The 21,682-nt window shown below is 57.1% G+C and carries 13 protein-coding genes; 1 reads left to right on the top strand and 12 read right to left on the bottom strand.

Annotation, left to right across the window (positions count from 1 at the left end; genetic code table 11):
- Positions 1 to 190: 190 nt before the first annotated feature.
- The 9 genes from P3T22_RS18900 to P3T22_RS18860 all read right to left on the bottom strand — a co-directional run bounded on the left by P3T22_RS18900 (position 191) and on the right by P3T22_RS18860 (position 14,679).
- On the bottom strand, positions 191 to 1,051 hold the full coding sequence (locus P3T22_RS18900) for an HNH endonuclease (protein WP_429325777.1): 861 nt from the start codon (positions 1,049 to 1,051) through the stop codon (positions 191 to 193).
- The gene (locus P3T22_RS18895; RefSeq protein ID WP_429325776.1) at positions 1,051 to 2,646 is read right to left on the bottom strand and encodes an ATP-binding protein; all 1,596 of its coding nucleotides are present in this window, start codon (positions 2,644 to 2,646) and stop codon (positions 1,051 to 1,053) included. Before P3T22_RS18895 ends, P3T22_RS18900 begins: the two co-directional genes overlap by 1 nt.
- A 19-nt stretch (positions 2,647 to 2,665) precedes the next feature.
- Positions 2,666 to 3,097 carry an EcoRII N-terminal effector-binding domain-containing protein gene (locus tag P3T22_RS18890; RefSeq protein WP_149673848.1) on the bottom strand — a complete coding sequence of 144 codons (432 nt, stop codon included), beginning with the start codon at positions 3,095 to 3,097 and terminating at the stop codon, positions 2,666 to 2,668.
- 16 nt (positions 3,098 to 3,113) lie between these two features.
- Positions 3,114 to 4,991 (bottom strand): DEAD/DEAH box helicase, encoded by a 1,878-nt coding sequence (locus P3T22_RS18885; protein ID WP_429325775.1) that lies wholly within the window; start codon positions 4,989 to 4,991, stop codon positions 3,114 to 3,116.
- A 283-nt stretch (positions 4,992 to 5,274) separates the two neighbouring features.
- A complete protein-coding gene (locus tag P3T22_RS18880) occupies positions 5,275 to 7,935 on the bottom strand; it encodes an AAA family ATPase (protein WP_429325774.1) in 2,661 nt (886 codons plus the stop codon).
- 79 nt (positions 7,936 to 8,014) lie between these two features.
- Positions 8,015 to 10,267, bottom strand: a complete 2,253-nt coding sequence (locus P3T22_RS18875; protein ID WP_429325773.1) for a DEAD/DEAH box helicase — start codon at positions 10,265 to 10,267, stop codon at positions 8,015 to 8,017.
- Positions 10,239 to 11,537 carry an ATP-binding protein gene (locus P3T22_RS18870; RefSeq protein ID WP_429325772.1) on the bottom strand — a complete coding sequence of 433 codons (1,299 nt, stop codon included), beginning with the start codon at positions 11,535 to 11,537 and terminating at the stop codon, positions 10,239 to 10,241. Before P3T22_RS18870 ends, P3T22_RS18875 begins: the two co-directional genes overlap by 29 nt.
- Positions 11,534 to 13,927, bottom strand: coding sequence for a TerB N-terminal domain-containing protein (locus P3T22_RS18865; RefSeq protein WP_429325771.1), 2,394 nt, complete (start codon positions 13,925 to 13,927; stop codon positions 11,534 to 11,536). Before P3T22_RS18865 ends, P3T22_RS18870 begins: the two co-directional genes overlap by 4 nt.
- A 179-nt stretch (positions 13,928 to 14,106) precedes the next feature.
- Positions 14,107 to 14,679: a LysR substrate-binding domain-containing protein gene (locus P3T22_RS18860; protein WP_429325770.1), complete on the bottom strand. Its 573-nt coding sequence runs from the start codon at positions 14,677 to 14,679 to the stop codon at positions 14,107 to 14,109.
- 191 nt (positions 14,680 to 14,870) lie between these two features.
- Here P3T22_RS18860 and P3T22_RS18855 point away from each other — a divergent pair, with 191 nt between their 5' ends.
- Positions 14,871 to 15,881, top strand: a complete 1,011-nt coding sequence (locus P3T22_RS18855) for a hypothetical protein (protein ID WP_429325769.1) — start codon at positions 14,871 to 14,873, stop codon at positions 15,879 to 15,881.
- A 465-nt stretch (positions 15,882 to 16,346) separates the two neighbouring features.
- On the opposite strand, the gene P3T22_RS18850 is transcribed toward P3T22_RS18855, so the two are convergent.
- From P3T22_RS18850 to P3T22_RS18840, 3 genes are all read right to left on the bottom strand, one after another.
- Entirely contained in the window at positions 16,347 to 17,816 is a 1,470-nt protein-coding gene (locus tag P3T22_RS18850; RefSeq protein ID WP_429325768.1) for a PD-(D/E)XK nuclease family protein, read from the bottom strand.
- Positions 17,817 to 17,890: 74 nt separating this feature from the next.
- Positions 17,891 to 20,128, bottom strand: coding sequence for a hypothetical protein (locus P3T22_RS18845; RefSeq protein WP_429325767.1), 2,238 nt, complete (start codon positions 20,126 to 20,128; stop codon positions 17,891 to 17,893).
- Complete coding sequence (locus P3T22_RS18840; protein WP_429325766.1) at positions 20,125 to 21,303, bottom strand: hypothetical protein; 1,179 nt, start codon at positions 21,301 to 21,303, stop codon at positions 20,125 to 20,127. Before P3T22_RS18840 ends, P3T22_RS18845 begins: the two co-directional genes overlap by 4 nt.
- Positions 21,304 to 21,682 lie beyond the last annotated feature (379 nt).

Here is a 21,682-nt window from a genome sequence, read left to right as displayed (position 1 = left end):
ACGCTGACACAGTCGCCAAACCGAGTCCCGTCCAACACCACGCAGGTGCAAGACCTCTGACTTGGCGTGGCGGCCGCCTCTAACCGCAACCCACCGCAGGAAGAGCAAAGCCCAGTTCGCGTAGTCTGCGAAACTGCATCACTTTACCAAGTCCTAGCTTCGTTCGCCAGGACTGCAATTGCGGTTTTCATTAGGCCCGTAGCCTAGCGGTTCTGCGGGCCTCCACCAGAGAACCCAAGTCTTCCACGAGCATCGGAGGGTCCGTCCGGTGGACCATTGAGTGGCAGTTCCCGCACAGAGGAATTAGGTCCTTTATGGGGTCAACGATATAGGCCGGCCCTAATTTTGACACCGGCGTGCGATGGTGTACTTCGATATAGCCATCCCCTAAATCGCCATAGATATCAAGGAAGTCGAATCCGCAGCACTGACACCGGAGACCGTAATGCTCGATGCAGGCGGCCCGATTTACTGGGTTGCGCTCATAGCGGTTCACCTCGACTCGCAGCTTGGCTCCCTCCGGCAACCCTTTCGTTGAGCTATCCGGGACATCCTGACACTCCTCTCCGGTGCCTGTCAGGGCAAGAACTAAGGCGAAGCATGCCGAAGCGACGTGAAAGGCCGTTGTTTGTGTGTCCTCTGCTGTCGTCCCCGATGAGAAGCGGCGAGAGACGTCAATTTCAACTCGAGCCCAACGGTCCGGCAGTTCAATGCAATTCTCGCCGTCGTTGCCGTTAATGGCCACGTAAACCTGTGCACCTGAAGCCACGGCAGACTCTTTGGCACGGAAGAACGCTTGTTTTTGAGCTTCGCTAGCCTCAGACATGACCCGGAGAAGGGCTCCTGCGAAATTGTCAGCCTTAAACGAAGCCTCAAACTGTCGGTGCGTTCGGGAAAGCAAGATGGCAAAGCCGTTCCCCTGCTCCAACTCCGAAGGCCGCAACGCGTTGAAGTCCCCGCCATCGACCGTCTCTGAGTGCGAGTAGATAGCGACCTGAAACCTGCTCTCGAGCTTGCGACGCAATGCTTCGATATCGAGCCCTTCGGACATCAGCTATCCCCATTTTCAACCGGGTCTGGCAGGTCAGCCACCAACTTCTTCAGGTTGCGAGATACCTCAATGCGGAACTCCTCGAACGCATCTTGATTCTCGGGATTAATGTTGTTGAGTTCCGCTTGCGCAAGTGCCCAAAGGAGGTAATCCAGGGCCTGGATGACCGTACTGTTGGATTTGTTGGGTAAATATGCTTTGGTGTAGAACGGATGGCCCGTATTCAGGGCCACCGCCGCCTTGCTGTTCTTGCCAATAGTCGGCTCCCATAGCACGCCGTGCTCAAGGGTCCCACTGGTAACGACGTGAGCGCTGCCGGCATCCTCCGAATTCAAAAGTCGGACTGTCGTCGTGGTCACGCCCGAATTGTTGCTGACCGTAACCTTGCCAGTCGTCTCGTCGACCTTGGAGACTGCAGCAGTCTTTAGGGCGGAACCCTTTTGCTCGATGACATTGCTAGCCGATGAGTGGAGCAGGACGGCCGCACCCTTGGCGACCCCGGCCGCCCCCTTACGATAGCGCGTTTCAGCCTCTCGTCGAGGCCCCGAGAGAAACCTGTCGCGCAGCCACTCGTAAAGGCCCGAATTCAGCTCGATACGGGACTTCTTGATGTCCACCTGAAATGCATTGTCCAGAGTATGGTCGAACGATAGCTCAACGCGGAGCAAGGAATAGTGCGGCTCCTGCTTAAACATGTTCATCCAGTCAGGCCCATGGATAAGCCGGTTTTCCCGGTAGATGTAGAGCCCTTGACGTTCGTTGGAAATGCGTGCCGCAAGACGATTCGCGTCAGAAGAAAACTCCTCTTTTCGAGGCAGCACGAAGGCGCGCACGACGAATGAAGTCTGCGTTCCGTCCTGCAGCCGGACATCCATCTTCTTCTCGGCAACAGGCTCCTTTGTCTCGACTACGCAAAACGGGTCCCATGCAACAACAGATTCACCGTTCAGCTTGATATCAACATTGCGCTCGCGACTGTCATTGCCATCGAGGAACCGCTGAAAGACGACCCCGATATGGTCCCGGAGGCCTGACGCCAGCTTGTCGACGGTTTTCCGGATAGGCTGCCCGTCGGGAGCGTTTATTCGGTCGACGTTTTCCCATAGCACGAGCGTTCCGGGTCCACCAGCGGCAACCTCATCAAGCACTTGCGCGTGGGCAGCATCGGCGGCGGCAATCTCGAGGTCCCAACTATTCCGTTTTGCCATCTCATCGAGGTCCCACGTTGCGCGCAGCAATGGGGATGCGCCAGCGTCACGAGAGGCAACCGAAAGACGTCGGCAGAACGCCGTGGAAGCTGTTTTCAGGCCCATTCCAAACTTGCCAAGGCTCTTGGCGCTGGCCCTCTTACTGGAGCCGTACTTCATCGCGTTGACGAGACCTTCCTCAGTCATTCCATGTCCGTTATCAACGACTGAGATGATGACGCTGTCCGCGAAATCGACCTCCAATCGAACATGAATCTTGTCAGCCCCAGCTGCGATGGAGTTGTCGAGGATGTCAGCAACGGCAGCATTGAAGTCATACCCCGTGTCTCGTAGGCCCTCGCTGATGCGAGCCACGTCGGGGGGGACGCTGATAAGTTTTTCGGTCATGGGACTGCTCAATTTTCAGTTAACTCGAGTGGATGACCGTCCATCCTCCACCCAAAACGAGCGTATCCCCGTCTATTTCCAGACTGGATGACGTGTTCGAGCGAATGATGTCGACCTCGAAAGAAGCGTTTTCGTCGCGTGAGAAGACCAGTGCGTCGTCAACCTTGGCGTCAATGGCACGCATGAATCCCGTCATACCGGTCAGGCGGTATTCGTTACGCGTCCCATCACCGAAGAGCTTGTTGTTGTAATAGATGAAGTTGAACTCCCAACGCTCCCGACTCTGTCGCTCGAAAACTACAAGTTTCATTCTCGGATTCTTAACCGTCTTGTCGAGGGACGGAAAGAACGAAAGGATGCGCTCTTCCTTTGGAACCAAAATACCTGCTTGGTGACCGCCCGTGGTCCCGACGTCGTTGGCGCTCAATCTCTTCCGAACTTCTGTTGTCACTTGTTTAGCTCCAGTCTCAGGCAAGCGGTGATATCTGCAGCGCCCGCGCGATGGTCATTGGGTCAACATTTCCGTCGTGACCGGTTACAGCTTCATCGGCAAGGTCTTGCTTGAAAGCTGCAGCACCTCTAATCACTTCTTCGACAGTTTGCACGTAGAACAGGTGGTGAACGGTTACAGGCTTCAATTGCTTTCTTCGATATGCGCGTGCCGACGCTTGGGCCGTGAGTGCGGGGTTCCACTCCGGGTTGTAATGAATCACGTGGTTTGCGGTCGTGATGTTAAGGCCGGAACCTGCCGCCTTTGGATTCAAAAAGAGTACGCCGTAACCGTTGTGCGCGAAAAACCGGTCGACGACCTCCTGTCGTCCGGCGCTGTCGACCCGGCCATCAATAAAGTCAAAAAAGCCCTTCGGGAATCGCCTCGGAAAATCGGACATGAAGAGGTCCGCGACAGCCTGGTAGGTTGAAAAAACGAGCGCTTTTTCCCCCGAGCTAAAGATTTCATCGACAAGTTCAATCGTCCGTTCGTATTTTGGCATCTCGACTGAAGGGTCGGTGTGCCAGTTCCCTACCAACGATGGGTGGACGCACAGCATACGAAGGCGCGTGGTCGCGACGAGACCGCCGGCAGCGCCGAACTGCTCGAGAGTGGCCTTGCGCAGAGCTTCATATGTCTGAGCAAGGGGCAAGGACATCCTTAATGCCTGAGGCACCTCAATCCGCTCGGGCAGGTCTTGCGCTACGTCCTGCACCTTTCGGCGCAACAGCATCGGGGCAACGATAGGCGCCAATCGCGCGGCGTCCTCCAGTTCGTTCCCGAACTGGGAGGTAAATGCGGTCCGTGCTCCGAGTAGGCCCGGCATGACGAAATCTGACAAGGACCATAGGTCATCAATGCAGTTCTCCAAAGGCGTACCAGTTATCGCTATCGAAACCCGGCGAGGTATCCGCTTAACCGTAGCTGACCGCTCGGCGTCGGGGTTCTTGATTGCCTGTGCCTCGTCGAGTGCGACGACGTTCCAATGAAGCTGATTGAGTATTTCCTCGTCGCGAATGGTCGTGTCATAGGAAACAAGAACGACGTCCGCATCTCGTAGCCGGCCGGCTGAGCCAGCCCGGTCTGCGCCGGCATGGAGTAAGACAGAGAGCGTCGGTGCAAAGAGCGCCAGTTCCCTGCGCCAGTTCTCTAGCAATGTTGCCGGAGCAACCACAAGGGACGGGCCGCGCCCGGCGTTCTTTTCAATCTGGAGCATTGCAATGACCTGCGCCGTCTTGCCCAGTCCCATCTCGTCCCCGAGGATGCAGCCGACGCCCTGTTCCGCCACAACGGACAAAAAAGCGACCCCTGATGACTGGTATGCGTAAAGCGTCCCAGAAAATCCGGCAATTTGCCCTTGGGTGTTGCCAACTACCGGTGCAGAGGCGTTGAACGCCACTTCATCGAACACAGCAAACGGTAGGTCCTTCTGAGCGCGCAAGGTAACAAGGTCACCAATGGTGATACGCCCCTGCGTCTCGATGCCTGCGGTCTTCAGCCAGTTGTGAGCTGTTCGCACGAGGTCTTCTCTTATGGGATACCACCGTCCGCCATGAATCAACTGGTCGCCAACTCTGTTTACCTGAACGAAACCGGTATCCGTGGCCAGACCAAGCGAAAGCCGGAGGTTTCGGCCATCAAATCCCGAGAGAAAAACGGCTGGCTGGGCCGGCTCGCGGGAGAATGTTAATCCGGCGATGTCTTCCACTGGACTACGAACAGCCTCGTCCCCGCAAATGCGCAACCGCCCGAAGACCGCCCGGAAGATATCGATTGCCGGCAGGAGCAGGCGCTCCCCGGTCGCTTTTTTGAGAAAAATTTGGGAGCCTTCGGCCACCCATGTAGCGCTGGTCATGACGGCGATTTTTCGGTCGTATTGTGGTCGCTCAAATACCAACATTGACGCCAATGTTTACCATTAACCAACAGTGTACTCATTTGGCCCATCGATGCTCCACGGCTGTCCCCGCGAACCGGCGTAAAAGCATCCGATGCGCGTGCTTGCTGGCACGCGCCAACTTGGGAGCGTGATACGTAATAGTACGAGAATGTTCGCTGAATTTGCACGCAGAATCGCCCGCGAGGGCTTCCATGTGGGAGTATCTGCCTGGAGGGTGTCGCTGCTCGAAGGCTAGATGTTATTTCCCTTTGCGGAGCTCCAAATCACGGAGTTCCTCGAGCGTGCGAACAACCGCCTCTACCTGTTCGCCATCGAAGTCATCCCGGTCCGCCTCTTCATGTGTGCCTTTGTTCAGGTAAGTCCAGATAAGGCTGGTCCCTGGGATGCCGAGGATGCGCTCCAGTGCTCCAACAATTATTTCCTTGTTGGCGTGATTGAACGAGCCGGCATCGCGCAGCTTCTTCCGCAGCGCCTCGCACAGGTTTCTAAGCGCCGGCTCCGCGCCGACACCGGCGAGTGGCACACTGAGCGTACCTAGGTCATGTGTTCCCAGCCACCGCCAGACCTTCTCGGTTAGCATCTCGAGCGCCTGCCGTGATGCAGACAAAGCTTCCCGGTCGTTCAATACGTCCCGAGCAGCTCGCGCTTTCGCAACGTAGTTCGCAGTTGGGACATTGCCGCTCACGCGCGGATGATGGTCTCCAGTATGGTGGCGGAAGAGATAAACCTGAGAGTCGCGCTCTCGGGGCAGATGTTGCTGGATGTCCTTGATGAATTCGTTGCTGTGGCAGGTGACGACGATTTGAGTGTCCGCGAACGTATCGCTCTCAAATATGGCTTCCCGGATACCGCCGCGGTGGTCGTGGTCAATCGCATTGATTGCATCGTCGAAAACAATCGTCGGTGAGTCGATGCTCTTCGCCTTTGCCAAAAGAATCGCGAGGCCAAGACAGCGGATATGACCTTCACTCAGGACATGCAATGCATCAACACGTCTGTCTTGGTCGCCGCGGAAGGTGACTTCAATTTTTCCATCGTCCGTCAAGGGCAAATGCAGTGCCGCAAGCTTGTCGGCGTCCAGGTCGTTGCGATTGAACTCGTTGTACAGATTAAGCGCCGTCTCGTTGAGGCCCGCCATCAATTGACCCGGGAGGCGGTCCCGATACGACCGCAGCTCCTCGAGGAATCGGTCATACGTACCCTTCAGCGGCGTGTCGCGAGCGATAGCGAGTCGCTCCTGTTCGGCCTCTGCTATCAGTTGGGCATTTGCAACGTCAAAAGCGTCAATACGCTTGCTGGCCGCAGCGACGTTATCCTTAAGTGTCTGCCGTTTTTGGTCTTGTGCTTGAACTCTGAGGCGAAAATCCTCAAGACGCCTGCGCTCCTCGACGTGGGGTTGCCGGTTCTGTTGCGCTTGATGCGAAGCGGCATCTTGTGCCTCCATACGCTCCACAATTGCAAGCAGTTCCCGCCGCACGTCAGGGTTGGCTGGTTGTGCAGGCTGTTTGGGATAGACGCCGGCCCACCATGCGCCGCCAGGGGCCGGCGGCAATGGAGCAAGAAACTGCGTGAGCGCTGTCGGCTTCTCAGTCAGAGAAGCGAGGAACCCAGATACCCGACCGAGCAACTCTCGAAGTTCCCGGGATGCTTGGTCCACTTCGCGCTGTGCGGCACGTTGCTTTTCCTGAAGGGTGCCAAGCTCCTCGAGCTGCTTAAGCCCTGCCGATGCTTTCTCGTACGGGTTGGTCGTCACCTGCATCGGCCCGGCAAGTGGTGTATCGCACGCGGGGCACCGGTCTCCCACAGACTCTTTCAGGGCAACGACCGCGTCATACAGGCCTTTGAACGATACTTGCTCGCTGCGGGCATGCAGGGCGGCAGTATGTTCGTCAACTGTGCTCTGACACTCGTTCGCCTTGTCAAATGCTGCAACGAGTCCCAGACGCGTCACACCGATGATGCTTGGCGGCATGCGTTCCAGAATGGCATTGAGGGCATGGAGTCGGCCAGGTACTGCCTCGGAGCCAATGAGCTGCTTAAGCATTTCATAGGTCGTGCCTGCGGCGTGTTCGAGCCCCAACTTGGCTTCCTCGGCATCAAGCCCGCGAAGTGACTCCGCTTCGCCTTTGACGGTTTGTTGGTCAGTGGCCAGCGTGGCACGCTGCGCGGCCAACGCTTTTAGCTTGTTATCAGTCAGGACGAGCTGGCCGTCGATGTTTTCATTGAAGTTGCCGACAAAGTCGCTGAACTGGTCCATGCCAAACAGCGTGGCTATCAATTCTGCTCGTTGTGCTGGCGGCCGTGCAGCAATCCGAGAGAAGGAGTCAATTCGGTTCTTCTCGACGAAGCAGAAGCGATACGTGTCAGGGTTCGCGGCGACATTGATTTCACCGCCCCGGTGGTCCGTTGCTGTCAGGACGGGGTCAACGAAGCGCCCGGCGTGCAAATTCGCGAGGTACGTGCGCGCGACGATTCGCTTGGCGCCTGCTTCCTCGACCTCGCCTAGCAGCGCGTATTCCAATCCTTCGCACAAGCTAGTCTTACCGCTTCCATTCGGGCCATAGAAGAGGACCACCTGCTTGGTCAGGTCGAAGGTCTCAGGGTTTCTGAATCCACGGAACGGACCAAGAGTGAAGTTGCGCAGCCGCTTCCATGCCCACACGCCAGCGACGGCCTGAGCCGCCGGTGCTGGCACGACGTCCGCGATTTCCGGCATTGAGTCGCGTATTAGCCGCGCAAGAGTAATTGAGCGCTGACTGCGTTGTCTTGTGGTCGCCGCAAGCTCGTCGAAGTTCTGCAAACAGAGCATCGCCAGACGGCGCACGTCGGCAGGCATTGCGCTATCCGGCTCGTAGAGCCGGCGGACGAAGTGTTCAAAATCTTGTTTGGCAGTAGCCATTACTGCTCCTCTCAGTGTCGTTGTAATGTTCGCCGCAACTTCACAAAACCACCGCTTCTCGGAGCCAGCGGCTTTCGGCTTATTTGGTCGTCGGTTCGTCCGTCGCAGACCGCGCAGTACTTCGAGCGAATGCCAAGGCGCCGTCAATATCGAGATGCGTCGATGCGAACGCGGCGCGCTTCACGGACATCGGTAGCGCCCAGTCCCATTTTTCCCGGTCAAGATTTTCTATCTCGGCTACGGTCTTGATGGCTGTCGCCTGGTCTAACTGACCAATCTGATGTAGAGCTTCCGTCACGCGCTCTGCGCTGCCGTTCGACACGCCGATGACTGCGCCATTGTTAAACGCGTCGAGTTTGTTGGCACGTAGCAGCAGGACCAGAGCGTCGTTGAGATAATCACCTTGCCACGTGGCAATAAAGGTACCCGAGCCCTCTCGGAAAATGGCGGTCCGTTCCAGTGACGCTTCGGCATAGTATCGACGCGCCTCTCGCAGCATTCCTTGGCCCGCGGCGTCCAGAAACGATACGGGTTCCGCGCCCGCCAGAAGACGCCGCATTTCGCGCCGCACCTCGTCATGAACCATCGCGCCGTTGCCATCAAATTGCGGCGGAGCGCCACCTTTATCGGGTGTTACGTAAATGGTCTTTCCTTCTTGGTCGACTTCTTCGACACGCCAGCGCCGTCCGCCAAATATTAAGCCCTGACCCTTGGTCAGCGGATGCGCCACTGGGACGCTTCCAAGCTGGCGTCCACCAGCAATCACCCGAAATTCTTCATCGCTGGCGAAAGCCGAATAGAACTCGTAGTGGTTGACCAGTTTTTCACCGACCCCGCCGTGAAGGAGCAGCCCGTTTGACGATTGGACAAGAAGGTCCAGCTTGCCCAGATTCTGCAAGACCTCCGTGAATGAGGACTTATCTATTGCCTCGAACGTACCACTGGCTATCAGGCTGGCCCAAAGCTCTGCGGCCATACACCCACCACGCTCGGCGATGATGGACAGAATTTGCTGGATTAGAGTCGACGCATGCATTCCGCCAACCCTGGGCGGCTCGAACCATCCTCGCATCAACAGACTTACCATCGCGACTGACTGGACCAGACTTTCCCGTATCCGGTCGGAAAAATCGGAATCCGCCTTCAGCTCCGATTCGACGCAGTACCCGCGCAAGATTGCCGGCTCCCCCTTGCGCCGGCCTGAGCGCCCGAGACGTTGACGGAGGCTCGCTACCGATGGCGGCGCACCAATCTGCGCGATGCTTTTTACTGCGCCGATGTCGATACCGAGTTCCAGAGTCGTCGTGCAGATGGCGCTCGCCGGCCTGGTACCGTCCTTGAGTGCTTGCTCCGTGTCCTCGCGGAGTTCCTTCGAAAGGCTTCCATGATGCGGCCAGAATTCGTTCAGATATCCGTCTCTTTCACACGCGCGGCGCAGAAGGTCGGCATAGGTTTCAACGAGCCGCCGGCTGTTGGGGAATATGAGATTGTTTGAGCCACGCAGCGACTTGTACAGCTGGTTCGCGACGTCGACGGTACTTCCGGGGACCGCGTCCTCCAGCACCGGATTTTCTAAATCGGGTTCCAGTTCGATTCTGGGCGGTCGGAGGACAAAGCCCTTTATCAGGACCTTCAGTTCCTGACCGCCGCTCTTCGATTCGATGACCTCGACGGCGGTGTCGTGGCCAGGCCGAAGGAATTGCGCTGCAAGCTGCATGTCGCCGAGCGTGGCAGAAAGCCCAACGCGAGGAACCCGCCGTCCGCATGTGCGCTCGACCCGGTGCATCAGTGACTGGAGCTGCTTTCCGCGCTCAGACCCAATGAACGCATGCAATTCATCGACAACGACGTAGCGCAGCGCGCCGAATGTTGCCTGCAAGGACGAACCACGATTGACAAACATCGCTTCGAGAGACTCGGGCGTTATCAAGAGAACGCCCGTCGGATTTTTGAAGAATCGCTGCTTTCGGCTAGCAGATACGTCCCCGTGCCACCCGACGACCGGTACCTCGAGTTCTTCGCACAGATTGTTCAATCGCGACCATTGGTCATTGATTAAAGCTTTGAGCGGACTGACGTAGAGAACCGAGCCGCTGCACGGTTCGTCGCGCAGAAGATTCGACAGAATGGGGAGGAACGCTGCTTCGGTTTTCCCCGCCGCCGTCGCCGCTGCGATGATGATGTCACGGTCCGCATCGATGAGCGCGGGCACGGCGCGCTCCTGCGCATCGCGTAGCTCCGTCCAACCCTCCCTCCAGACCCAGCGTCGAATCTTTTCGTGGAGCAGGTCAAAGCTTCGGGAATCAGTTGAGGCGGAAGCTGGCGAGTTCATCATCACCCTCGGTCGCTACGTCAGCCAAGCCTCCCGTGTCCTTCTCGACTTCGAGCGCCCCAATTAGCTGTCGCCAGTCCGCCGACGGGTTCTGTTCTATAACCGACAGCAGGTTAATAAACGCAGTAATGGTCGTGCGCGGTGTCCTGAAATAACTATCGCCCAACCGCGCGGAGCAATGTTCCATGAAAGCCGGAATCGCCTCCTTCGGCAGAATCGCTTTGGTCGCATCGCCAAAGGCGTGGACGATGCGAATGTTATTCAGCAAAACGTAGAAGTCCTCCGGTATGAGGCTGGCCAGCCGTATCACTGGACCGGTGTAGTCGACAAGACCATTGGTCGCAAACGTGTTTTCGGCAAGCCGCGACTGAAGTGCGGTGTAGCTATAGAGCCCACGCTTCGTGTCGAGCAAAAACTCAGGGGTGCCCCCAAGAACGAAACCCAATCCTTCTGCAGAACCCTGGAGCGAATCGTTGAGTATCCGCAGAATCTGTTCGTAGTTGGAGTTCCGTGCCTGGACGTTAGCGAGTTTGTACAGATTCACCAGCTCGTCGAGGCACACCATCATGCCGCCGTACCTGGCGAGTTTCACGAACCGCGCCATGAGCTTAAGTTGGTCGTACACCGACGCGTCATCAATGATGGTGCGAACCCCGAGTGCCGCCCGTGCATCGGTCTTGGTGGAGAACTCGCCGCGCAGCCATCGAATGGCATCGCCCTTGAGCTGCTCGTTTCCCTCCTCGAACCCGCGGCAGTATGCCGCAATAACGTCGGCAAAGTCGTAGCCATTGACCATCTCGGTCAACTGGTTTAGCTGCGAGCGAATCACCTCTTCGCTCGTTCGCCCCGATGCCTTGGCTTCGGTTTTCGCCTGCCCGATGAATTTCTCCACGATACCCGCCAACGCCCCGCCGTCCGGTTTAGTGCGCGTCGACATGTTCTTTGCCAGTTCGGCGTACAGCGAACGCGCCTGGCCGCCGGAGGCGTGCAACCGCCGGTCAGGATTCAGGTCCGCGTGGACCGTTACCAGCTTCTTCTCAAGTGCAATGGCTCTGACGAGATTCAGGAAGAAGGTCTTCCCCGCGCCATATTCGCCGACCACCACCCGAAAACTCGAGCCACCGTCCGCGACACGACCGATGTCCTGAATCAAAGCTTCCAGTTCTTTTGCGCGACCGACCTGGATTAGATGTTGCCCGATGCGCGGAACGACGCCGGCGCGAAGGGACTGAAGAACCGCATCGCGGTCCTTCGGGCGAATTGTTGTCATGAGGCTAACCTTTGTGCAAATTCCTGATTGATTTCGACTGGGTCATCGCCGTCAGTCAGCGGTTCGTCCCAATGGTCGAGCGAGGCTTCGTTTACCTGTTCAATTGCTCCGTCGAGCATCAGTTCCAGGTCCGACGCCGCGTCAGAAAGCTCGGAGCGAGTCCATGACGGACGTGACAGCAGAAGGCGCAAAAATGTCGAGTGCGCGTCGTCCAGTCCTAGCAGGCTTGCAGAGCCCGTCTGTGGCTCCAGGGCTTCTTGGACAGGTTCTGCAACCGGGACCTCTTCCGCAAACACATCAGCCAATAAGGCGGAGACTTTTGCCGTCTCCATCTGCAGCGCCTCGATTTTCGATGTATCCAGAGCAAAAGGCGTTTGCGCCAAGCTGCTCGGCGCATTGCCAGCCGCGGACGACGTTCGCGATACGTTGGAGGAACGGGCAACATTGTTTCCGTGCAGGTCCCCATAAAGCCGCTGAGGGTCGAGACCAAGCATTTGGTAGAGTTTTTCCAGCATTTTCACTTCGGCCGGCGAGACAAACCCATCCGCATTTGCTGTCTGCACAAGTAACGTGGCGACGGAAACTTTTGCCTCCGTGGAAAGCGGTTCGAGCCGCTTCTTCAGGCTCGCCGGTGTGGGCGGCTGGGCAATCTGCACTGCCGCGCGGGCTCTGAGCCTGTCCTGCTGTCGGGCGGTCAATTGCGGCCACGACTCAATCTGGCGATGAATCAACGCAACTTCCTGTTCGGACGCGCTACCGTCAGCGGTTGCAATCGATGCCGCCATATCCACCATTAGCGCGAAAGTCTGGTAACTGTCGTCGGCGAAACTGGTTGAGTTGCTTGGAGGCGTCGCATACAACCCGACGTAGTCGGCGCTCTTCGGAGTCCGGCCCGAGATTCGCACATCCGGTTCGATAGCAATGCCGGCCTCTCCCAGAACAAGGGCAAAAGTGGTCAGCTTGTCGCGCGAGATGTTGCCCGACGCTTTGAATCGCTCGAACAGGCTGCCGAAGGTCGTCACAACGGTCACATTGCCAACATCTTTCGCCAGCGACTCGAGTTCCTGCCGAGCGCTTTCTGGCCATAGTTCGACTGGCAGCAGGAGCGCGCCTTCCAGCGACCCTTTCGCATCGGGGTCGCGGCCGAGAAATCGACTATATGCGTCAAGGGAGTCGGAGCACTCATTGACCAGTTGCTGGATTTTGTTGCGTGGCCCCGATACCGCAGCAATATCCGGGAGTGCCGTAATGTAGTCCGGGTATTCGACGTTCTGCAGTGCAGGGAACGCGGCGCGGGCAGACACCCTTAGTTTTGTCTTGTTCGCCGCGAGCATCATGCCTTCGCGGAATCGCTCCCGGTACTTCCGCAAAAACAGCTGACGAAATTCGCTTTCGCAGCGCGTCACTGGCGTGCGCTTACTTACGCCCGGGTCTGATAGCGCCCAGGTGATTGCCCAATCGGGCGGAACCGGCTTCTTATCAACCGCGGCTTGGCCAAACGCTACACGTAGGCTTAGGGGTGCCTCGAAACCTCCCTTGATTGTCCCCGGCGCATGCTCGTATTGGCGCTTAGGGTGTGTCAAATGCACGAAGATAAACTCTAGCAACCCGTCAATGTATCCTGTCCTCAGGGCGTCCGGATATATTGCATTCAGCCGCTTCAGTTCATTCGCGATAGCTTCGAATTCGTCGTTCGGCACCTTTCCCTGCATCCCGTCGACGAGGACACGCCTCTCGAGACCATACAGGTAGAAAACGGCAAAGCTTCGATGCAATCGTGGGTCCGAGCGGTCGGATGCCAACCACTGAAGGTAAGCGCGCCGCTGCTCGGCCGAAAAGCCGTTATAGCTGAGCCAGTAATCCTCCAATCCATTGGAGACGTCGCTGGCCGAACGTGCGATGTTCGCTTCGGGGTTGAGCACGCACGCGTCGAGCCCTCTGTGTGCTTCACCTCGTCGCGGCACGCCCAGATAAAACATGCCACCAGTGATTGCTACGCCACCAATCTCAATTGTTTCGTCGGCGCCGACCCAGCGGACGTTGGGCGCCGATTCGAGCGACGGGCGAGCAATTCGATAAGACGAAGAAGTCGAATCGGATGAGAGGGTCACCGTCAGAAATTCGTCGTCAGGTTGAGCGCGACTGCCAATATTATTGGGCGACATTGGAAGGTTTGATTTGATATCGCCTGGTTCGGTCGAGGGCGGAGGCTTGCCGCTGGAAACAGTAGCCTTTTTCTCTTTCTGGCTAAAGGCAGCAACAAGCGCGGAAACGAGCAAGAAGAGAAGGAAGACGGTCCAGCCGCCCTTCGGGGCAAGTACTATTGCCAGCAATAGGGCCAACACCAGCATGCCCGTGCCGGAGCCCGATTTTTTCGCCTTCCGGCCCATGGTCTCAATCTCTCGCGTCTTTTGAACTATGCGGATTGACTCGTCCGGTCATTTCCGCCATTTTCGAGCAGTATAGTACGACCAAAGCAAGCAGCCCCGCGTCGCCGGCTTGCAATGCTGGTTTTGTCGTCGTCGGCCGACCGAGGCAGGACATTGCAGCCGTGGAAACGAGTCTGAACTCAACGGACGAAGACTGATTTGACGAGACGAGGGGCGTTCTGCAAGCTATTCGTTGGATACGAGGCGGTTACTGAGGCCACTCCGCTACTGCAAGACGATTTAAGTCGCATCGCTGCAGAAAATCTAACGTCACCAGCAGCCAATCCCACCGAAAGTTTGCGCTCACTCACATCACGAAGCGTCCCGCCGACCTGCTCGACGACATCCTGACTGACGCGGCTGCCGATATCGAAGTTGCGGCTCGAGACGCCAAGATTTCCGACGCCAGTTTCGTACGGCTGCGCCGAGCGATGGACTCCCGACTGCAAGCTGATGAATGGCTGACCAAGGCATTTCGCGAAGCTCACATCGCTCTTCGCTGCAATAGGATGCGCCAAGGGAGCGAGCAGGATTAGCTGGTCCTTCCGATACGGTAAAAACTCCAACGCGGGATGCTCGGTTTCCAACGCCACTACACCTACGTCGGCGCGACCCGCCACCACGGCGCCCACAATATCGTGGCTCAACCGCTCTTCGAGTGAGATACGCACACTCGGGTACGCAGCGAAGAATCGGGCTAGGTCGTCCGGCAAGTGCGAGCTGATGGCGTTGTTATTTGCGAATCGGGGAGCATAATCGCGCGTCTTGCTCCCCGATAGTGCAGCAAACGACGTCGAAAACGGACATGGGCGGACGCCTGAGCGGGCGGCACGCCCATATGCAACGGCCCCGATGTTACGGATAGTTTGTAAAATGACTGCCCCACATTTGGTGCTCCATTCGCATGCAGCAGGACCACATCCTCAACCCTTACCTGACGTCAGAACCTGGTGGTTTTAATCCGTACACGGGCGGCATGCTCGCCGTCTATGAGACATTGAAGCCGTTCCTTACGCCGAGGCAACTGGCAGATTTGGGGCGAAAGCTTCAGCTGGAAAATCCCGTGCTCAACGAAGCTCAATATCTACAGGCTGCTTGTGAGCTATCGATTTGTGGATACTTGGCCGGCAAATTTCCGTCGACGTTCAAGTATGAGCCCGTCATAACAGCTCCGAAGGATGTTGACTGTTCTTTCGAATCGCGTGGATTTAGATTCAATGTCGAGGTGAAGTGTGCCGACTATTCGAAAAAGAACGCGTTAGACCAAACAGGGGGGATTCAGCTTGGGGTCTTCGGGCGTCACCCTGAGCTCGCGCAAATACATGAAGACCTTAGTAGAGCGTTGTCGAATGACCCAGCGGGGCGACCGGTGGTCTTGCAGCCCCATATGGACAATAAGCTCAAGGATTTTCTTATTTCCGCCCACGGCAAGTTCTCCGATTCGACACACGACGATACGGTGAACGTTCTTGCAGTGTGCGGCGACGGCCCCAGCGATATGCAGAAGTGGGTCGGCTATTTGTACGGATGGCAGGGCCTTTTCACAAGAGACTCCTATCATCCGGCGAAGGAGTACGAGAGAGTGGACGTTGTGCTGTTGACGAACCTCTATCACCGTCACTATAACTATCGCGAGAAAGACCAGCTCGCTGACCACTGGAATTTGGGCAAGGCGTTTAACGTGAGTTTTTGCAACCCATTTCGCCAGCGCGATAAGAGGCTTGCGATTGAGCAGTTCACAACAACAATGCCCAATCAGTCTTGGAAGCTTGAAGGTTATAGGGTCAAAGGCGACGACGTTCCGCCTGACATTGAAGCAGCCCTTAGGTTAAGCTCGTATATCGGAGAGCAGCTCGCCGATTCTGGGATGTTCCAGATGCAACGAGAATCCACCGGCGGCTCGCATAGCTCGTAGGTAGGAGCAACTTGCGGGACCGCCATTCGAGTCGTATGCAGGATGGTGGCTCCTGCGGTGGCATTGGCGGATTGTCGTGGCGTGACCGCGCGTATTCAGCAGAAGTTGCGACTGACTAGCCTTACTACGAACACAAGCTTGCCGCGTGAGATGAGGGCTGCGGAGCGTGGTTGCTCTACGCGCTCATTGATGAAGCTTAGTCGGTCGACTGGCCCAGTCCCGCGTTGGTCCTGGTTGCAAAAGTCCGCGACAAATTAGCATTTGCAGTTCCCGAAAGCATCCAAACGGCGCAGATTGCGCGACTTCCCTTGGGCGAGCCACCCCGCTTCGGGCGCTCGCTCAGGGGAGGGTCAATGAAGTGCTGAGGGCCGCCGTCGCCTTTGCAACTCGATAGCCTGCCGTTGCCGAACAAAAGCGGCGACATCCCGGAAAGTTTGCACTGGCTCCACCGACCTGACTGGGAGGTCAACAGTCGGCGAGGACATCCTTGAGCTTCCGATAGCGCTTACCCAACTCTCGCACGAGCGAGTGTTCGTCATAGATAGCGACATCGAATCGTCGCGTTGCTGCATTGATATTTCGTCCGTCGATGGAGTCGGCGTAGCCAGCCATCAATGCGCTATGGACGCCTTCTGCATACTGCTCAGCAACGTGGTATTGGTCGTACAACGTCAACACGCGATATTTTCTTTTGACGTCGTCGCGGGCTTCAGCCACTTCGGCGCTTTCACCTTCCTTTGTCTTTCGGCCCTGCTCGGCAGAGCTGGCATCAATGCGGCGCGCGCGAACAAAGACAGGCCACCAAGTATTGCCCTGGTCATCCTCTTCGACGAACTTATCCCACTGTTTGCTGAAGATGTCGATGAGGTTGTCGTTCGCGTAGAATCGGAATTCCTCGTTTGGAAACTCCTTCGCCAATTCGGCCTTCAGATACGAAAGACGACGCAATCTCCCCACTTTTCTGATGAGTTCCGGATAGTGCTGCGCAAACAGCCACATCTGATTGTCTGGGTTCTGGCCGCCGTCTTGCAGGAGCCGTTTGCCGTTGCCAAGCGCTTCCCGGTTCAGCTCAGCGAGGCGGTCAAGTACCGGGCCATGCTGATGTATGAGCTTCGAAAGCATCTCGTCCAAGTGCTTTTCGGCCGGCGACTCATATTCGTCAAGCTGACGCTGGCAATATGAAATCACGAGGCTCGCTGAGTGATTGCCCCGTTGCATTTGCGTCTCGGCCCGCTGAGCGCCACTCTCGAGCCAGCCGTAGTCAAGATAGACCCAATGTTTCCACTCGTCACTTTCGACTCCGATTGAGCGTCCCTTGTCGAGAGCGACCAGGGCGACGGACCATCCCTTGAAAGCCCCATTCCGGCACATCTCAAGTACGGCGCTGCGATACGCTGCCAACTGCCGGTCGTTATGAATCGACTTGTACTTGTTTTCGACGACGATTAGCGTCTGGTTCTGGGGGTCGAGAATCAGGATGTCAAGCCGTAGAGACTCAGTGATGGAAAACTCGCTCAGGACCACGGCGCCGTGAAAACCAGACATGTTGATGCGCGCCGGCGTCCACTCGGCAAAGAACTTACTGCTTCGTGCGCTGCCGATGATGTCGGAATTCTGCACAGACTTCCAAGCGGCGATGAGGAAGTCCTTGAGGATGGCGTCACCTTGCCCGTGGCCCTCACGCGGATTGAGCAGCCACTGCAACATCTGCGAATGCTGGGTTTCTGAGGGCGTTAGGATGTCAAAAACATCATTCGCTTTTTTCAGCGCCTCAATCGCGCGCCCGGTGTTGGGGTCGCTGACGAAATTCTGAAAATTCTCGTGCGAATACGACTCTTTCTTGCTGGCTTTCATGTAATTAGCACCCCGGTTTGTAGCTGCACTTTTTCGCCAACGCGCTGATGTTTCAACCGGTGCGACGTGGTCGATGCTCACTGCTCTATTTTCGGTCTGGAGCAACGGACAACCGCCTGTTGTCCGTTGCGCTGAAGAAGGCGCCTGATGTGCCCTCAGAACTCGTCGGGAAGGGTCTCGCTTGTCGGCATCGCGTCAAATTTAAACAGCATGCGGAGCAGGCGAAGCTTGTGGGTGGTGCCTTCCAGCTTCGGCCGGATGCGAGCCTTCAGCTCATCAAGGTGCTGTTGCTGAAGGCGCAATTTGCGTGTGTACAGCGCGAACGCAAACTCGCACGCTGCCTCGCCTTGTCGTCGGTTGTGCTGCTCGAAGATGTTTGCCAGCAGGTCCAACATGAACTGGCTGGCACTCGCTTCCCGCGAGTAGTCCAGCTCGCTGGGTCGCGCGCAGCGCAAAAGTGCCGCCTGGATTGCGCCATCGTTGTATCGCGTAAAGTTCTCTGGATTGAGGATGACCTGCTGGAATGCGTCGGTGGCGAGCCGGTCGCTTTCACTCGTAAAACTTTTCCCCTCTCTAGCATTCTGGAGAAGCGCGCCGGCCGTCGCCAGAACAGCAGCGTTTGTGTCGTTCACTTCCTCGTAAAAACCGTCCCAGTACGCGAAATCTGGACGGAGTCGCATACCCTCAACGAGGCTGTCGTCTCGCGGCATGAAGACCGCGTTCCCCAAGCCGTTCGCGGAGCCAGCGAGGCGCTCGAGGCGCGCAGCGAAAGGGTCACCCAACTGCCGTTGAATATTTCGGAACGCCTGCAACTCTTCCTCGAACGATTCGTCGATACCTTGCCCAACAGCGACGCCCGCGAATCGTTCGATTCTGATTTCCGCCCCTGAAGCCGAGTGTTTGAGATTCAACGGAAGTGCGGATAGCTGAGCTGCGGTCTCCGCAATCTGGGCCCCAATGAAGTAGGTGCGCGCGCCCGAGTGGACGTCGCGTAAGTCACGGCTTATCGAAAGGAGGCGCGTGCCACGCCCGACCACGGCTGCAACCACCAGAATCCCGGCGGTGCTATCCAGCTCGGCATCGCCAGACTCGATTTCGGTATCGCTTATCAGAGTGAGCGGAGTCGCTCGATTCATGACCTCCTGCAGCCGCTCAGCGCAGTGTTTCGCAATCTCGCGCGACGCTTCATCATCTTGATAAACGATGGCGCTCACCGACGCGGGGGTCTGCTGACTCACCAGCTTGTCGGCGAAATGCTTGAAGCCAAGGTTACCCAACAGCTTCCGTCCATCGAGATAAATGGGGCGGACCTTCGCGGTTGGAATCGGGCCACGAGCTTGAACAGCGAGCGCGCCGTTCAGACCGAAGGCCTTACAGAAATCAGAGACTTCCTGCAGTCGATGTTGCTTCTTTCGGAGCAGGACCGACTTCGGCAACAAGTCTTCTGGAGCGAAGCGCTCGCCGACGATTGGCAGGTCCTTCAGGTGTTTATGGTGCGGTTTGTCATCGAGGCCTGCGGGAGCCGGAAGTGCAAATAGAGCATCCTGCGCGTCCTTCGCGTCGAGGAGCGTTAGAAGTGTGACGACCTCGGTGGCGTCGCATTTCACCTTCTGTTTCCAATCTCGCTCCAGATTCATCGACGATGATGCCGAGATGAGCGTGAACGACGTGCCATGAAGTGGCGCATCGATTTTGTCTATCCCCTCATGAGAATGGAACGTGACCACGCGAGGCTTTGGAACGTCAAACAACGTGCAGTACATGTCACGCAGCGCATAGGCCACCGCAGCAATTCCCATCGTGTCGACGAAAATCACATCGAGTTTCGCCCCAACTTTCCGGGCGCGATTGCAGAGTTTTTCGAGAAGGGCGAATGCGAGGAACTGGACTCCTTCAACTTCGGCCAACGCTTCTTCGGCGCGCAAGAAGTGCGTCGAGCGCTTTTGAGACGGTTTGACGAAGGTGAAGCCCGGCGGCGCAACGACGGAGACGTGCTTGGCCGAAAACAGTTCTTTGAGACCCGCGGTCCGGATGGCAACGGTCTGGCCACGGAACAACCGTTCGAGGTCAGCAACGGGGTTGGTGAGCGCATCCACCTGCTTGATGGTCCCGTCGTGGCCAAATGAGCAGATACAAAGACAAACCTTGGTCGACGTACGGTTCGAAGCCTGGACGAGCAGCGGTTGCTCGAACGCCTCCTTCACCCCAGCGGCTTCCTCTGACTCACAGATGATGGCGACCACGTCCGGCGGATTGATGCCCTGCAAGCCGGCCTCAATGGCATCGGCCAGGTTCTCTACGTTGAACGTGCCGGGTGGCTTGAAGAGGAAATGGAAGTTTCGGACCGGCGAACTGCTTTCGAGTACCCAATCAAACGCAAAAAAACCCTTCATCGCGACACCGCCGTCGTCATGGGAATCACAATGGAGTACGACGCGCCTGCGGTGTGGCTCAGTTCTCTCTGGTCTTCAAGCCAATGCGTAGGCTCGAATGCGCCGGCGGGTGTGTTCGAAAAATCTTGGATGAGGCAAATCCGTCCCGTGCGGAGGCGAAGATATGCGTTCAACTCGCTCAGTGTCTTGAGTACGTAGGTAAGTCCACCACCGCTTGCATTCGTTTCCTTCGTTGTCTCGTGCAGAGCGAAGCAACGCTTAACGATGTCGACCTCTTCGTCAATAGAAAGAGCTCCTGCCGACGGCGCACCGTATCGTGACATCCAGCGACGGACGAGACCTGGCCCGGTGTCGAGCACTGTCAACTCTAAAAACGACGTACGCTGAAGCGGGGAATCTCCGCCAGGCCCCGCCGCTGCATGAGCTGCAGAATGCTCTGCAAGGTATTCGTTAAATACCGCGTCGTCGGAGACCACCTGCTCGTGTTGAGCATCGCGGTCATACGAAATGAACTTCGCCATAAGCGCCCGTACGTTTCTAACATACGGTTTCCCTTCCTCGTCGACGGTGGCGTGCTCATCCGTGTTCTTGAAGAGCTCGTAAATCAACGTCCCAATCGCGGTGTTATCTTGCTCGGAAACCTTCCATTCCGCCGCGGGCGCGCATGCACTGATTATCTTCGAGGTGAGCCAGACAAAGTCCGCTCGCGAGCGCAGCGCACCGGGATGCGGCCGGCTATAAAACGGAAGGAGATATTCGTTCTTCGCCCGCGCGAAGCAACACAGGAAGACCCCTCTGCCACGCATCGTGTCGCGGAACTGACTCTCCTGCATGGCCTGAATTCTGCCGACGCCAAACGACAGGGCCTCCCGTGTCGATAACGGGTCTTCACGCCCCGGCACTTCGACCGAGCCGGCGAAATACGTGGATACCAGCCCGTGAGGCTCTTGCGCCAGGGCTTCCATCGGATTGCTGTCAACGCTTCCGTACAGTCGAAGTGCGGAATGCATTTGATGACGCGACCACGTCGCGACATATTGCATTAGCGCCGACGGGACGCCAACGGCACCGCCATATCGAAGGGCAAGTGGAATTCGCAAAATCGGGTCACGGCCAGCCTCGTCGTATGCGGCTTCAATCTCGCGAAGGCTGACGGCCTGTTGGAACGAAATCATAGGGAAAATGTAGAGCGCTCAGGATTCAGGGCACCGACAGCCGTCTGCGATTTCCACGTGCAGGTAGTCGAACACGGCCTTCGCCGACAATTCGATGACACGAGCATAGCCAACTTAGGAAGCGCTGTAACACGGGCATGGCCGTTGAGAGCATGTCTTTTGGCTCCCTCAGGTCGGTCAGCGAAACGCCATTCTAGCCTTCGCTTCATGCGGTTGCCTACCGAGAGCGCACGGGTTCGATGCAGGTGTATTTTCGGACCCGTTCACGGGCTTCCGATAGTGCCCGAACCGCAACACCCCATCAGTCGGCGCGGGCCATCTGAAGCCCGACCATAAGTTGGAAGACTGTGCCATCAGCTATCCGCTGGGCATGTCGCGA

Origin of the sequence: Paraburkholderia sp. GAS348, assembly GCF_050434205.1 — a bacterium.
In the GTDB taxonomy this organism is placed as follows: Bacteria; Pseudomonadota; Gammaproteobacteria; order Burkholderiales; family Burkholderiaceae; genus Paraburkholderia.
This window is presented reverse-complemented; position numbering and strand designations above follow the sequence as displayed.